At 55.2% G+C, this 14,102-nt stretch carries 15 protein-coding genes; 3 read left to right on the top strand and 12 right to left on the bottom strand.

Going from position 1 to position 14,102, the window contains the following annotated elements; all coding sequences use genetic code 11:
* Positions 1-19: 19 nt before the first annotated feature.
* The 12 genes from TH19_RS16915 to rpsF all read right to left on the bottom strand — a co-directional run bounded on the left by TH19_RS16915 (position 20) and on the right by rpsF (position 11,211).
* Positions 20-733: an SDR family NAD(P)-dependent oxidoreductase gene (locus tag TH19_RS16915; protein WP_114103538.1), complete on the bottom strand. Its 714-nt coding sequence runs from the start codon at positions 731-733 to the stop codon at positions 20-22.
* Positions 730-2,190 (bottom strand): amidophosphoribosyltransferase, encoded by a 1,461-nt coding sequence (gene purF, locus TH19_RS16910; protein WP_114103537.1) that lies wholly within the window; start codon positions 2,188-2,190, stop codon positions 730-732. The genes TH19_RS16915 and purF overlap by 4 nt, the downstream gene beginning before the upstream one ends.
* A gap of 65 nt (positions 2,191-2,255) precedes the next feature.
* The gene (locus TH19_RS16905) at positions 2,256-2,966 is read right to left on the bottom strand and encodes a CvpA family protein (RefSeq protein WP_258548011.1); all 711 of its coding nucleotides are present in this window, start codon (positions 2,964-2,966) and stop codon (positions 2,256-2,258) included.
* A gap of 23 nt (positions 2,967-2,989) precedes the next feature.
* On the bottom strand, positions 2,990-4,402 hold the full coding sequence (gene radA / locus TH19_RS16900; RefSeq protein WP_114103535.1) for a DNA repair protein RadA: 1,413 nt from the start codon (positions 4,400-4,402) through the stop codon (positions 2,990-2,992).
* Positions 4,403-4,436: 34 nt separating this feature from the next.
* On the bottom strand, positions 4,437-5,213 hold the full coding sequence (locus TH19_RS16895; protein WP_114103534.1) for an ABC transporter ATP-binding protein: 777 nt from the start codon (positions 5,211-5,213) through the stop codon (positions 4,437-4,439).
* Between the two features lie 15 nt (positions 5,214-5,228).
* Entirely contained in the window at positions 5,229-6,002 is a 774-nt protein-coding gene (locus tag TH19_RS16890; protein WP_114103533.1) for an MlaE family ABC transporter permease, read from the bottom strand.
* A gap of 71 nt (positions 6,003-6,073) precedes the next feature.
* Positions 6,074-7,195 carry an alanine racemase gene (alr, locus tag TH19_RS16885; RefSeq protein ID WP_114103532.1) on the bottom strand — a complete coding sequence of 374 codons (1,122 nt, stop codon included), beginning with the start codon at positions 7,193-7,195 and terminating at the stop codon, positions 6,074-6,076.
* A 48-nt stretch (positions 7,196-7,243) separates the two neighbouring features.
* Positions 7,244-8,782: a replicative DNA helicase gene (locus tag TH19_RS16880; RefSeq protein WP_114103531.1), complete on the bottom strand. Its 1,539-nt coding sequence runs from the start codon at positions 8,780-8,782 to the stop codon at positions 7,244-7,246.
* Positions 8,783-8,992: 210 nt separating this feature from the next.
* Positions 8,993-9,592 carry a 50S ribosomal protein L9 gene (rplI, locus tag TH19_RS16870; protein WP_114103529.1) on the bottom strand — a complete coding sequence of 200 codons (600 nt, stop codon included), beginning with the start codon at positions 9,590-9,592 and terminating at the stop codon, positions 8,993-8,995.
* Entirely contained in the window at positions 9,592-10,530 is a 939-nt protein-coding gene (locus tag TH19_RS16865; protein WP_114103577.1) for a DUF2232 domain-containing protein, read from the bottom strand. Before TH19_RS16865 ends, rplI begins: the two co-directional genes overlap by 1 nt.
* Positions 10,531-10,577: 47 nt before the next feature.
* Entirely contained in the window at positions 10,578-10,811 is a 234-nt protein-coding gene (rpsR, locus tag TH19_RS16860) for a 30S ribosomal protein S18 (RefSeq protein WP_114098362.1), read from the bottom strand.
* Between the two features lie 22 nt (positions 10,812-10,833).
* A complete protein-coding gene (rpsF, locus tag TH19_RS16855) occupies positions 10,834-11,211 on the bottom strand; it encodes a 30S ribosomal protein S6 (RefSeq protein ID WP_114103528.1) in 378 nt (125 codons plus the stop codon).
* 692 nt (positions 11,212-11,903) lie between these two features.
* On the opposite strand from rpsF, the gene fabD reads away from it, so the two are divergent.
* From fabD to TH19_RS16835, 3 genes are all read left to right on the top strand, one after another.
* The gene (gene fabD / locus TH19_RS16845) at positions 11,904-12,845 is read left to right on the top strand and encodes an ACP S-malonyltransferase (protein WP_114103526.1); all 942 of its coding nucleotides are present in this window, start codon (positions 11,904-11,906) and stop codon (positions 12,843-12,845) included.
* 42 nt (positions 12,846-12,887) lie between these two features.
* Positions 12,888-13,628 carry a 3-oxoacyl-[acyl-carrier-protein] reductase gene (gene fabG / locus TH19_RS16840; RefSeq protein ID WP_114103525.1) on the top strand — a complete coding sequence of 247 codons (741 nt, stop codon included), beginning with the start codon at positions 12,888-12,890 and terminating at the stop codon, positions 13,626-13,628.
* A gap of 170 nt (positions 13,629-13,798) precedes the next feature.
* On the top strand, positions 13,799-14,035 hold the full coding sequence (locus TH19_RS16835; protein WP_007090351.1) for an acyl carrier protein: 237 nt from the start codon (positions 13,799-13,801) through the stop codon (positions 14,033-14,035).
* Positions 14,036-14,102: the final 67 nt, after the last annotated feature.

Genomic DNA, 14,102 nt, shown 5'->3' with positions numbered 1-14,102 from the left:
ATTCAGTTTTGGATCGCGATCAATAAGCGTCGACCACTTCACCGTGTTTGGTGCAGCTGGCTTCTGCCAGATCGACAAACACGTCGGTGATGCTGTCAGGTGTCGGAAGCGTTTCGGGATCTTCACCCGGATAGGCTTCGGCGCGCATCTTGGTGCGGATACGGCCCGGATTGACCAGATTGACGCGGACCTTGCTTTCCTCAAGCTCTTGGGCATAGGACAGCACAAGGGCCTCAAGGGCGGCTTTGGTGGCGGCATAAAGCCCCCAGAAGGCACGACCCTTGGCCGAGGCATTCGACGTTACGAAAATCGCGCGACCAGCATCGGAAAGCTGCAACAGCTTGTCGACGGTGCGGATCAGGCGGAAATTCGTTGTAACGTTGGTGGCAAGGGTATTGTCAAAAATCTGGGTGTCGATATGACCGACCGGGGCAATTTCACCCAGAAGGGCCGCATTGCCAACCACGATGTCGAGTTTACCGAACCGTTCGAAAATGGTCGGGCCGATGGCATCGACCTTTTCGAACATGGTCAGATCAAGCGGCAGAAGCGAAATCTTGCCGCCTGCCTCGGTGATCTCGTCGCTCAGTTCCTCAAGCGCGCCGATATTGCGACCAATCGCAATAACCTGTGCGCCTTCGGCGGCAAACCGCTTGGCAACAGCATAACCGATCCCGTGCGAGGCACCGGTGATCAATGCCACGCGTCCTTCAAGGCGCTTTGTGTTGGTCATGCAGGCTGCCTTTCGACCAGCTGGCTCAGCTTGCGGTCTTTGTTTTCGGCATTGTGATCGGTCAGCTTGATCGGGTAATCACCGGTGAAGCAGGCATCACAGAATGCCGGGCTGTCATTGTCGCGGCCCGGAAGACCGGTCGCACGATACAGACCGTCGATGGTGACGAATGCCAGGCTGTCGACACCAATGATCTTTGCCATGCTTTCAATGTCGTGATTTGCCGCCATCAGTTTGTCTTTGGACGGGGTGTCAACGCCATAGAAGCACGGGTTCGTGGTGGGCGGGCTTGTGATGCGCATATGCACTTCGGCGGCACCGGCCTGACGAACCAGATCCACGATCTTGGTCGAGGTCGTACCACGGACAATCGAGTCATCGACCAGAATAACGCGTTTGCCCTTCAGCTTGCCGGGGTTGGCGTTATGTTTCAGCTTCACGCCAAGGTGGCGGATCTGATCGGTCGGTTCGATAAAGGTACGGCCGACATAATGGTTACGGATGATGCCAAGCTCGAACGGAATACCGCTTTCCTCAGCGTAACCCAGTGCGGACGGAACGCCTGAATCAGGGATCGGCACGACAACGTCGGCATCAACAGCTGACTCACGGGCCAGTTCACGGCCGATATTCTTGCGCACGTCATAAACGCTGGTGCCTTCGACGATGCTGTCGGGGCGGGCGAAATAGACATGTTCGAAAATGCAGAAGCGCGATTTGACCGGTTTGAACGGCTTGATCGAACGCAGGCCTGCATCGGTAATTTCAACGATTTCACCCGGTTCGATGTCGCGAATGAATTCCGCGCCCACGATATCAAGGCCGACCGTTTCCGATGACAGGATGTAGGCATCATTCAGCTTGCCCAGAACCAGCGGACGGACGCCCAGCGGATCACGCACACCGATCAGTTTCTTCTGGGTCATGACGACCAGAGAATACGCACCCTCAACCTGGCGAACCGCATCGATCAGACGATCAACGATCTTCTCATACAGGCTGGTTGCGATCAGGTGAATGAAGGTTTCGGTATCCGAGGTCGACTGGAAGATCGAGCCGCGTTTGACCAGACGGTCACGCACCGCAAGCGAGTTGGTCAGATTGCCGTTATGGGCAATCGCCAGTCCGCCAAATTCAAAATCCGCAAAAAGCGGCTGAACGTTGCGAAGGCCTTTGCCGCCTGCTGTCGAATAACGTACATGGCCAACGGCCCGTTCGCCTTGCAGGCTTTTGATTACGTCCTCGGAGCCAAAGATATCACCAACCTGGCCAGAAGCCCGGTGGGCGGGAAAATCTTCGCCGTCATAGGAAACGATACCTGCGGCTTCCTGTCCGCGGTGTTGCAAAGCATGAAGGCCAAGGGCCGTCAGTGCCGCAGCATCGGGGGAGCCAAAAACGCCAAAGACGCCACATTCTTCACGTAGCTTGTCGTCATCAAATGGATTGGTGGTCAGCATTGAGTGGGTTCCGCTCTCTCGCCGGTGGCGCACGGACTACGTAAACTCTACGAAACCCACACGCCTCACTCGTTAGTGGTCGCCTCGATCAGGCGATCCAAATCATCGCGCGAGGGCCTTGTATACCCGTTTAGGGGCTTGGGTCCAGTCCCTTTTGGTTCCGGACCAAGAAGTTGACGGTAGGTTTGCTCGTTTGCATCGGCGTTACGCTGAGCGCGCTCAAGCTCTTGGGCCGTGGTATCGAAAATTTCGTCAGGAGCCATGCGCATAATGAGGAACGCACCTTCCTCCAGAACCGGGCGGGTGCGGGCGTCGCGTACCCAGTCGGGTTGCGAGTCTGCGGGCAGAAGCCAGGACAGTGCCAAAAAGCCGATACAGACGATCAGCGCACCGCGCAACAGACCAAAAACAAAGCCCAGCGTACTATCAAGGCTGTCCAGCCCGGAATTCTGAACTGCACGGCCGATCCGTCCGCTGATGAACGAGAAAATCAGGAATGTGATCAAAAACAGGCCAACACCGGTTGCCAGATCGGCAATCAGTTCGGACGGGATCAGATCACGGACATAGGGACGTGCAACCGGATAGCCATAAAGTGCACAAAGACCGGCACCCAGCCATCCCATCATCGACAGAACTTCGTGGATAAAACCGCGGAAAAAGGCGAACAGACCCGATATCAGCAAAATGCCGACAACAATCAGGTCAAAGACGTCACGTGCGCCAAGATCGGGCAGGGCGGAAAAATCCATTTGTTCGTAAACCTTGTCAGTCAATCAGCGTATCGCGTGAAATGGCCTTAATACATGCCTTCACGCGGACGCACTTTGTCGCGCACATCGTCGCCGAATAGGTTTACCAAATCCTGAAGATGGCCGATTTCGGTCTGGTTAAGGCCCTTGATCGACAGCTTCTTTTTTCCCTGCGTACCGTTCTTGGGGGTATAGGCATTGCCAAAGCCAAGTTTGGTGGCTTCTTTCAACCGCGATTCGAGTTGCCCGACCGGGCGGACTTCGCCCGAAAGCCCGATTTCCCCGACAATCACGGTTTCTGCCGGAACCGGCGCATCGGCTACGGCCGAAATAAGGGCGGCGGCAACCGCCATATCGGCGGCCGGTTCACCAACCCGCATCCCGCCGGCAACGTTCAGGTAAACGTCAAACTGGCTCAGCGGTAATCCGCAACGGGCATCCAGAACCGCAAGGATCATATTCATGCGCGCAGAATCCCAGCCAACAACCGCACGACGCGGTGTTGCAAGGGCCGATTGCGCGACAAGGGCCTGGATTTCAACCAGCATCGGGCGCGTGCCTTCAAGTCCGGCAAAGACCGCGGTCCCACTGACCGGTGCTTCGCGATCGGCAAGGAAAAGCGCCGACGGGTTGGGGACTTCGACCAGTCCGGCATCACCCATTTCAAAGACGCCGATTTCATCGGTTGCGCCAAAACGGTTTTTGACGGCACGCAGAATGCGGAACTGATGGCCACGTTCGCCTTCGAAATACAGAACCGTATCGACCATATGTTCAAGAACACGCGGGCCGGCAATCTGGCCTTCCTTGGTGACGTGGCCAACCAGCAGAACTGCAAATCCCTTGCGCTTGGCAAGGCGGATCAGTTCAAGTGCACAGGCGCGAACCTGCGAAACGGTGCCCGGCGCACTATCAAGCGTGTCGGCATACATGGTCTGGATCGAGTCAATGACCACGACGTCATGGTTGCTGGCTTCGAGCGTTGTGATGATGTCACGCAGGCTGGTGGCGGCGGCAAAATCGACCTTGGACTTTTCAAGACCAAGACGGGCGGCACGCATACGGACCTGATCAACCGCTTCCTCGCCCGAGATATAGGCACATTTGTTTTTGGCAGCCATCGCACCAACCGCCTGAAGCAGGATGGTGGATTTACCGATGCCCGGATCCCCCCCAACCAACAGGGCCGATCCCGGGACAAGGCCGCCACCACAGGCGCGATCAAGTTCGGCAATGCCGCTTATGATGCGTTTGGGGCTGGCACTTTCGCCTTCCAGGGCGACAAATTCGATGGTTTTACCCTTGGCGCCACCGGCTATGCCACCTGCTGCCTTCGGGCCGCTTTCAACACGTTCTTCCTCGATGCTGTTCCATTCGCCACAGCCGTCGCAGCGTCCGGTCCATTTGCGATATTCCGCACCACAGCTTTGACAGATGAAACGGCTTTGGGTTTTGGCCACAGAATGCTCCGCAGGTCGTAAAAGTGGTCAGGAATCAAAGATGTTTGAGATCAAGGTCAAGCGGACCTTCGATGTCACCGGCAACGAATTGCTTCAGATACGGGTTGTCGGACTGATCAATCTCGCTGACCGGGCCGTCCCAGATGATTTCACCCTTGTAAAGCATGGCAACCCGGTCGGCGATCTTGCGCGCACTTGCCATGTCATGGGTAATGGTCATCGCACTGGCACCCAGTTCGCGGGTACATTTGACAATCAGATCGTTGATCACATCGCCCATGATCGGGTCGATGCCGGTTGTCGGTTCGTCAAAGAACAGGATTTCCGGTTCGGTCGCGATGGCACGTGCCAGTCCGACGCGTTTTTGCATGCCGCCCGATAGTGATGCGGGGGACATATCGGCAATTTCCGACCCAAGTCCGACATCTTCGAGCCGGGCAATCGCAATGTCGCGCGCCTGACGCGGCTTCATACCGCGTCCTTCGATCAGGCCAAAGGCAACATTTTGCCAGACCGACAGGGAATCAAACAGGGCAGCACCCTGAAACAGCATCCCGGTTTTGGCAAGCATCGCATCACGGTCGGCCGTCGAGGCATCGGTCATTTCAATGCCGTCAACGGTGATTGACCCCTGATCCGGGGTCAAAAGACCCAGCACACATTTCAGGGTCACCGATTTTCCCGTCCCAGATCCGCCAATGATGGCGACAGATTCACCGGGGGCCACGTCAAGGTTAACCCCCTGAAGCACCTTTTTCGGGCCGAATGCCTTGTGAACGTTACGCAGTGATATCTTGGCGGGATTGCTCATGATGCGGTCCGGCCCTTATCGCGTAAAGAACAGTTCGGTGACGATATAGTTCGAAATCAGGATCAGGATGGAGCTTGAAACAACCGCGTTGGTGGTCGCCTGACCAACACCCTGCGCACCACCACGGGAATGATAACCGTGATAGCAGCCCATAAGCGTGATGATAAAGCCGAACACAGCGGCCTTAACCAGGCCGGAAATGACATCAAGCTGTTCAAGATACTGGAATGTATTGCGGATATAGGACCCGTCATTGAAGCCAAGCTTGTTGACCCCGACCAGATAACCACCAAGCACCCCGATGATATCCCCGATCAGAACCAGAATGGGCAGGGTGATCAGACCGGCAACAACGCGTGGCACCACCAGATATTTGAACGGATTGGTCGACAGCGTCACAAGGGCATCGATCTGTTCGGTAACGCGCATGGTGCCGATCTCGGCGGCAATGGCGGCACCAACACGACCGGCCACCATAAGACCCGCCAGAACCGGACCCAATTCGCGGGTCATGGAAATGACAACGACCGTTGCAACCGCGCTTTCAGCCGAAAACCGTGAAAACCCGGAATAGGACTGCAAGGCCAGAACCATACCGGCAAACAGGGTGGTCATGGCGACCACCGGCAACGAGAAATAGCCGATCTCGCGCATCTGTTTGAAAATCAGCCGGAAATAGATCGGCGGTGTGACCATGTGACCGATGGTCCGACCCGCAAATACCGTAACGCGACCGACAAGGGCCAAAAAAGTCAGAAAGATATGCCCAACCGGCGCAAAGATCGGCATCGGTACTTCGAAGTCCCCTGTTATCGGCCTGCCGGGTTTACGGCATGATTTGGATGGCCGGTTCTTATGGATCAGCTCTCTGTATAGACCCGACGATAGCGATGTCCAAGCGAAGTTAGAATTTCATAACCTATTGTACCAGCAGCAGATGCAACATCGTCAACCGTCATCTTGTCATCAAGAAGCGATACCATGTCACCCGCCTTGATCGGCTTGCCTGGAAGATCGGTGATGTCGACCGTGATCGCATCCATAGATACGCGCCCGACATAGGGAACTTCGTGCCCCTTGATCAGCAACTTGCCCGCATTCGAAAGCGAACGCAGCCAGCCGTCGGCATAGCCAAGGGCAATGGTCGCAATCCGGGATTTGCGTTTGGCCTGCCAGGATGCGCCATAGCCAACGGTCTGCGGTTCGTTGATTTCGCGAACCTGAAGAACCTTGACCTTAAGATTGGCGACCGCACGCATCGGGTTTGCGGCCTCGGGCGTCGGATTGCCGCCCCAAAGCGCATAGCCCGGACGGCAGAATTCAAGGTGATATTCCTTGTCGCGGAAAATAGCGGACGAGTTACAGAAACCGCGCGGTGCCGGCGGCAAACGACGATACCATTTCATGAACAGGTCGTACTGTTCCTTGGTGATCGGATTGTCGGCCTCGTCGGCAGCGACCGGATGGGTCATGTAGCCAGCTTTTTCAAACCCGTAAAGCAGGGATGAATAACGGTCGACCAGATGGCTGACATCCATTGGCGTCAGGCCAAGGCGGCTCATCCCGGTATCCAGATGAATGAAAGCCGGGGCAGGGCGTTCATATTCACGGCACAGATTAGACCAGCGTTCGATCTGTTCGAGATCGTTCAGAACCGGAATGACATCGTTTTCGATGAAGAATTCTTCGTCGCCGGGCAATACGCCATTGAGAACCGCGATCCGTCCGCCACCACGCAAAACCGGGAAAAGCTCGGCTGCTTCGTTGGCTTGTGCCACGAAGAACAGGCGGCATCCCTGCTTCTTGAGAACCGGCACAATGGTGCTTGCCCCAAGACCATAGGCATCTGCCTTTACCACAGCGCCACAGGTGCGCCCGGTATAGCGTTTGGTCAGACGTTGATAGTTGTCGGCAACTGCTTTCAGATTGATCTGCAGTTCCGCGCACTCGGCCGCACGGCCGACGGCGGGAAGAACGGTCATTCTCAATACCCCGTGGAATTCAATTACGGACGGGAGCGTTCCCGGTCCCTATTCATATTCTTCTTCGATGTGATCAAGATCACCAAACTTGGTGTAGTTCCCGTCAAAGAACAGCCGCACGTTGCCCACCGGGCCGTGACGCTGCTTGGCGACGATAACTTCTGCGGTGTTGTAGACATGGTTCAAACGTTCCTGCCACTGCGCATAGCGTTCACCGAACTTGTCGGTGGCCTCTTCCGGGCGCTGTGCTGGTTCAGCACGTTCGAGGTAATATTGTTCACGGTAAATGAACATAACAACGTCGGCGTCCTGCTCGATCGAGCCGGACTCACGAAGGTCAGAAAGCTGCGGACGTTTGTCTTCGCGCTGTTCGACGGCACGTGAAAGCTGCGACAGGGCAAGAACCGGAACCTCGAGTTCCTTGGCAATCGCCTTGAGCATACGGGTAATTTCCGAGACCTCCTGCACACGGCCATCGCCGCGGAAGTTGGTCGGTGGTGCCAGAAGCTGAAGGTAATCGACGACGATCATGGCAAGGCCATGCTGACGCTTCAGGCGACGGCAACGGGTACGCAGCGTCGAAACCGGAAGGGCCGGGGTATCATCGATGTAAAGCGGAACGGTGTTAAGTTCCTGGGTCGCCAGCAAAAGGCGTTCGAAATCCTGTTCGTTCAGATCACCGCGGCGCATGTTATCGCCCGATACTTCGGCGGCCTGCGACAAAAGACGACCGGCAAGCTGTTCTGCCGCCATCTCGAGTGAGAAAACAGCAATCGCACCGGTACGGACCTCGTCGCGGGTATCTTCACCCGCAGCACGGTTCTGATGCGATGCGATGGCGGCGTTAAAGGCAACGTTCATCGCAAGGGCGGTTTTACCCATCGACGGACGACCGGCAAGGATCAACAAGTCAGACGGGTGCAAACCGCCAAGTTTGCGGTCAATATCGCGCAAACCCGTGGTCACACCAACAACGCGACCGGCGTTCTTATAGGCGTGATCGATGTTTTCATATGCCTTGGCCAATGCCGGGCCAAAGGCAACAAAGCCTGATTCAGCCGCACCCGCCGTCGCCAGCGAGAACAGTTTCTGTTCGGCTTTTTCGATCTGGGTGGTGGCATCGGTATCGAGTTCGTATTTATACGCCTCGTTGACCACATCTTCGCCAAGCTCGATCAGCTCGCGGCGAAGATACAGGTCATAGATCAGTTTGCCGTAATCGCCGGCATTGATAACCGAAACAAGGTTGTTCGACAGTTCTGCCAGATATTGCGCACCGCCAATTTCAGCCAGTTCCTCGTCCTGCTTGAAATAGGCTTTCAGCGTTACCGGGTTGGCCAGCTGACCGCGTTCGATCTGTTTGCCACAGGCTTCGAAAATGCGGCCGTGGCGGCCATCGGCGAAATGTTCCGGGCGCAAGATATCTGAAACGCGCTCGTAAGCGGCGTTGTTGTTCAGGATTGCACCAAGAAGGGCAGCCTCCGCTTCAAAGTTATGCGGAGCCATACGTTCGAGCACCATATCGGCGTCGTCGCCGTGGCTGAAATCCATCGGTGCAAAGAGGGCGTCAAGATTGGGATCTGTCATGGGCGGAAAAGGTATCAGTCATCCGGTTGGCCGCAAAGAGTTAATCGGTATAACTCATAGCGGGTATTCCGCAAGCGCAGAGGTCGCTCATATAGCAGGTTTTTGCATCGGTTCGGAACCGGGGGCCCGATCCGGCATGCAGGCAAAAAGAAAACGGCATATCCATGGGGATATGCCGTTTCTTGATTGGTTTCTAGAGAAAACCCGCAATTAAGCGTTGGTTTCTTCTTCGCCTTCAGCAGCTTCTTCAGCCAGATCGTCTTCTTCGAAGACTTCTTCAGCAGCTTCGTAAGCTTCTTCTTCTTCCATCTCGTCGATGGTGCCGAGAACTGCGCCGCCTTTGCGGAGCTGTTCTTCTGCGTCTTCTTCAGAACGTGCAACGTTGGCAGTTACTTCAATAGCAACTTCCGGGTGCAGGTTGATTTTAACCTGGTGCAGACCAAGGTTTTTGATCGGCTGATCAAGAACAACCTGGGTACGAGCAACAGTGTAACCTGCTTCGGTTACTGCGTTCGCGATGTCGCGTGCAGTTACCGAACCGTAAAGCTGACCAACGTCGGATGCCTGACGAACGAGGGTAACAGCAAGTTCACCCATGGTCGCAGCAACCGCTTCGGCGTCTTTACGACGGTCAAGGTTGTCAGCTTCGAGCTGTGCTTTCTGTGCTTCGAACACAGCAAGGTTTGCTTTGGTTGCACGAAGGGCCATGCCCTGCGGCAGCAAGCGGTTGCGGGCGTGGCCCGGCTTGACGGAGACTACGTCACCCATCTGACCGAGTTTTTCTACCCGCTGGAGCAGAATAACTTCCATCACCGATCCTCCTCATTGCTACGGGTCATCGGTTCTTTCCCCCGCAGCCTGATTAAATGCTCAACAATTCCAAGTCCGGTGATCGCGATAAAGGACCAACTGGACAGAACCGCGACGATGTAAAACACCGTCAGTATCATACGTTTTTGCGGCCATCGGGCTGCCTGCCCATGCACCAGTGCCAATCCCTGAAACAGGAACGGCACTGCCAGTACCACCGCGACGTTTCGCGCCACATAGGCCAAGGAACCATCGGCAAAGCCGACCGTAAACCCGGCCAGGGCGAACGCAAACAGTGACCAACCAGGCAAGGCGAAAGACGCCATTTTTGGTGTCGGACGCAGGTTTTTGCCTGCACGCACCAGAATTGCCTGTGCGATTGCGGCATTGGCGAACAGCATGAAAAGCCAGCTCACCGCAGCAATCGCCGGGAAGTAAACCTGGAACATACCAATCACACCCTGCGTATCGGATGTCATAGGGACACCCATTTCAGCGTACATTTGGTTCAGAAACTGCGAAAACAGATCCTGAAGATCCAGACCTTCCGCCGCCAAAGTCCCGGTAATGAAGATCATCACCGTTGCGACCATGACGGCCATGGCACTTACGACAATTCCGGATGGAAGAAAGGCAAAGTTGCCATTTTCATCTTTCCGGATGACCAGCGCCATGCGGGTCAACAACATCGCCGGTCCGGCAAACACGATCATAAAGACCGTGAAAGGCAGCAATCCCCCCAGAAGAACGAGGGCACTGCATGCGGCTACTGCCGCAACCAGCAGGCGTTTGGGTCCCTGCCAAAGCCCCGTAAGGAGCAGTGGCAAATGCCCGAAATATGAGAGCAAAAGAGCAAGCGGATTTCCTGATAGGACCAACAGGAACAGAACGGCACTGCCTAATCCTGATCCAATTGCTATGAGGGTGTCACGTTGCATCATTTACTCCCGGCCCGAGACCACAAAAGGGTCTCTTGCCGACTGCCTCAGACCTGGTCTGCGTAAGGCAGCAGCGCCAGGAAGCGTGCACGTTTGATGGCTTTTGCCAGCTCGCGCTGCTTCTTGGCCGAAACCGCAGTGATACGGCTCGGAACGATTTTGCCGCGTTCGGAAACGAAACGCTGCAGCAGTTTGACATCTTTGTAGTCGATCTTCGGCGCATCATCACCCGAGAACGGGCAGGATTTGCGACGACGGAAAAACAGACGACGTCCAGCCATGATATTATCTCCTCGCTATCTGTTAGCCGTGCTGACGGGGACCGCCACGGCGATTACCGCCACGACCGCCGCGCTCGTCGCGGTTACGCAGAATGGCTGACTGTTCTTCTTCGAACTCTTCAACCTTGACAGTCATCTGACGCAGAACGTCTTCGTTCAGGCGCATCTGACGCTCATATTCCGCGATCACATCTTTTTCAGCTTCGATCTGGAAGAGAGTATAGTGGCCTTTGCGGTTCTTTTTGACACGGTATGCCAGGGAACGCAGACCCCAATATTCGGTTTTAGCGATTTTGCCACCGAGACCTTCGATGGTCTGGGTCAGCTTTTCATTCAGGCTTTCGACCTGTGCGGTCGAGAAGTCCTGACGTGCGATGAACACGCTTTCGTACTTGCTCATAATACTCCTAATCACTCCTTGTGGCTTATCTCTTCCGTACATGACCTCATGTCATGCAGGCATAGCCGGGCAATCCCGGCAAGGAGCCGTGAGACGGCGGAATATACACTTTTCGCCCATTAGTGCAACGCCAAATGCGGCTTTTCCACAATTGTCGGTTATGGCCCGCCTGTCGGGCAAAGCCGCAGGAATGCTTTGCTTGCGGAATGTTGTCCGGGGTCGAACAGAGTTGCGGTTTTGTGATAACCGCCATGCAGAGGCGGGAAAAGGTATTTTTTGTGTTGTGCCCGATATGCGATTTGCGTTTTAAGGGCGCACATTTTTTGAGGCCACAGGGTTTGTCAGGGGTTGAAAGCAACTGGTTTGGTGCTATGCCGGATGTGCGGAGCAGGCGGGAAGATGCCGACACTATATATAAGGTGTCAAAATCCCTGCTGTTTTGTGCGCTGCGCAACAGCCAGTCCTTCGTAAATGATGGAAACTATGCCATAAACGCCTGACAGTAATTCGACGTCTTCGGCTTGCAATCGGGATCGGGCGTGCCAATTTTGGGGCAACGATGACCGAATGCATGTCGAACAAAGGTATCTGTCCTTGACAGTGCGGTCGCGCACGTTATCAAGGGTGGCTTGATTTTAAAGCCGAATATTCGGCGCAGCCTTCGTAGAAGCGACAAGGGTATATTTGATATAATGACACGCGCACTCGTTTTCCCCGGTCAGGGGTCGCAAGCGGTTGGTATGGGCAAAGAACTGGCAGATGCATTCCCGGTTGCCCGCGAAGTTTTCCAGGAAGTTGATGACGCGCTTTCCCAAAAGCTCAGTGCATTGATGTTCGAAGGTCCGGAAAACGAACTGACCCTGACGGAAAACGCACAGCCTGCTTTGATGGCTGTTAGTCTTGCCGTTACCCGTGTTCTGGAAAATGAAGGCGGTTTCACCCTGACCGACAAATGCGATCTGGTTGCCGGTCATTCGCTTGGTGAATATTCTGCGCTTGCTGCCGCGGGCACCTTTGCGATTGCCGATGCGGCCCGTCTTCTGAAAATCCGTGGTCAGGCGATGCAGGCTGCTGTGCCGGTTGGCGTTGGTGCGATGGCGGCCCTTTTGGGTCTTGATTATGCCGATGCAGTTGCCGTTGCCGAAGAAGCCGCACAGGGTGACGTTTGCACCGCAGCCAACGACAATGCCAATGGCCAGGTCGTTGTATCGGGCCACAAGGGCGCTGTTGAGCGTGCAATCGAAATCGCCAAGGGCAAGGGCGCAAAACGCGCCGTTCTGTTGCCGGTATCGGCACCGTTCCATTGCGCATTGATGCAGCCCGCAGCGGATCGTATGGCCGAGGCCCTTGGTACTGTTGCCATGAATGCACCGGCAAAACCGGTTGTTGCAAACGTCACGGCAGAAAAAACTGCTGATCCGGAAACCATTCGTAAACTCCTTGTGGAGCAGGTTTGCGGCACGGTGCGTTGGCGTGAGTCCGTTCTTTACATGAAAGAACAGGGAATCACCGAACTGGTCGAGATCGGCGCAGGCAAGGTCCTGACCGGTATGGTCCGCCGTATTGACCGTGACATGAACGGCATTGCCGTCAATGGTCCGGCAGATATCGAAGCATTCCTTGGCGCTCTTTAAGAGCGTTCCGAGTAAAGACGAACCCAAAGGGAAAGAAAGTTAATGTTTGATCTTGCAGGGAAAACAGCACTCGTAACGGGCGCGACCGGCGGTATCGGTGGCGAAATCGCCAAAGTTCTGGCCGCAGCCGGTGCGAAGGTTGCCTTGTCGGGCACGCGTAAGGAACGCCTTGAAGCAGTTGCCGCCGAAATCGGCGAGAATGCTGTTGTGGTTCCGGCGAACCTTTCGGATTCTGAATCTGTTGATGGTCTGATCAAAGCTGCCGAAGAGGCGCTTGGCGGTCAGCTTGACATTCTGGTCAATAATGCGGGCATCACCCGTGACCAGCTTGCGATGCGCCTGAAAGACGAAGACTGGCAGGCCGTTCTTGATGTGAACCTGACGTCTGCATTCAAACTTGCACGTAATTCCTTGCGTGGCATGATGAAGCGTCGCCATGGCCGTATCATCAACATCACGTCGATCGTTGGTGTCACCGGTAACCCGGGGCAGACCAACTATGCCGCTGCCAAGGCCGGTATGATCGGCTGGTCCAAGTCGCTCGCACAGGAAGTTGCGGCACGTGGCATTACGGTTAACTGCGTTGCGCCTGGTTTCATTACCACCGCAATGACGGAAGAACTCGGAGACGCCCAGAAAGAGAAGCTTTTGGGTGGAATTCCGGCAGGTCGCATGGGCGACAGCAAAGAGATCGCAGCAGCGGTTCTGTATCTCGCAAGTGACGAAGCAGCTTATGTCACGGGACAGACCTTGCATGTGAACGGCGGAATGGCGATGATTTAACCCGTTGCGGGTTGCCTTCTTTTCTGTTTAAAAGAGGCCGCTATACCAAATATTGAAACCGGCAATTGTTTGTTGTCTGTTTCCGGTTCCCGGGACGTCCTTCAATAGGGGGAATAAACGGGCACCATATGAACACTAACTGACAGAAAACCTATTGAAGGATTTGAGCTATGAGTGATGTCGCAGATCGCGTGAAGAAGATCGTTGTCGAGCACCTCGGTGTTGAAGAAGACAAGGTCACTGAAAACGCAAGCTTCATCGATGATCTGGGCGCAGACAGCCTGGACACCGTTGAGCTGGTTATGGCGTTTGAAGAAGAATTCGGTTGCGAAATTCCGGATGACGCGGCTGAAAAAATTCTGACCGTTAAAGACGCGATCGACTTCATCGAAAAGGCGAACGGCTAATTCTGCCGTGAGACATGGGCGTCGGAGGACATCCTCAGACGCCCTTTTCGTCTTTGCTGGATTCATA

The organism is Thalassospira profundimaris (genome assembly GCF_003326675.1).
GTDB classification, from domain to species: Bacteria; Pseudomonadota; Alphaproteobacteria; order Rhodospirillales; family Thalassospiraceae; genus Thalassospira; species Thalassospira aquimaris.
The sequence above is the reverse complement of the archived record's forward strand: the minus strand, read 5'-3'. Positions and strand labels throughout refer to the sequence as shown.

Bases quoted from the DNA above. Each gene is read 5' to 3' on its own strand.
- TH19_RS16895 (WP_114103534.1), bottom strand. From the start codon at position 5,213: ATGAGCAATCCCGCCAAGATATCACTGCGTAACGTTCACAAGGCATTC.
- TH19_RS16890 (WP_114103533.1), bottom strand. From the start codon at position 6,002: ATGCCGATCTTTGCGCCGGTTGGGCATATCTTTCTGACTTTTTTGGCC.
- fabG (WP_114103525.1), top strand. From the start codon at position 12,888: ATGTTTGATCTTGCAGGGAAAACAGCACTCGTAACGGGCGCGACCGGC.
- fabD (WP_114103526.1), top strand. From the start codon at position 11,904: ATGACACGCGCACTCGTTTTCCCCGGTCAGGGGTCGCAAGCGGTTGGT.
- rpsR (WP_114098362.1), bottom strand. From the start codon at position 10,811: ATGGCTGGACGTCGTCTGTTTTTCCGTCGTCGCAAATCCTGCCCGTTC.
- TH19_RS16915 (WP_114103538.1), bottom strand. From the start codon at position 733: ATGACCAACACAAAGCGCCTTGAAGGACGCGTGGCATTGATCACCGGT.
- TH19_RS16865 (WP_114103577.1), bottom strand. From the start codon at position 10,530: ATGCAACGTGACACCCTCATAGCAATTGGATCAGGATTAGGCAGTGCC.
- TH19_RS16835 (WP_007090351.1), top strand. From the start codon at position 13,799: ATGAGTGATGTCGCAGATCGCGTGAAGAAGATCGTTGTCGAGCACCTC.
- rplI (WP_114103529.1), bottom strand. From the start codon at position 9,592: ATGGAAGTTATTCTGCTCCAGCGGGTAGAAAAACTCGGTCAGATGGGT.
- purF (WP_114103537.1), bottom strand. From the start codon at position 2,190: ATGCTGACCACCAATCCATTTGATGACGACAAGCTACGTGAAGAATGT.
- TH19_RS16880 (WP_114103531.1), bottom strand. From the start codon at position 8,782: ATGACAGATCCCAATCTTGACGCCCTCTTTGCACCGATGGATTTCAGC.
- rpsF (WP_114103528.1), bottom strand. From the start codon at position 11,211: ATGAGCAAGTACGAAAGCGTGTTCATCGCACGTCAGGACTTCTCGACC.
- alr (WP_114103532.1), bottom strand. From the start codon at position 7,195: ATGACCGTTCTTCCCGCCGTCGGCCGTGCGGCCGAGTGCGCGGAACTG.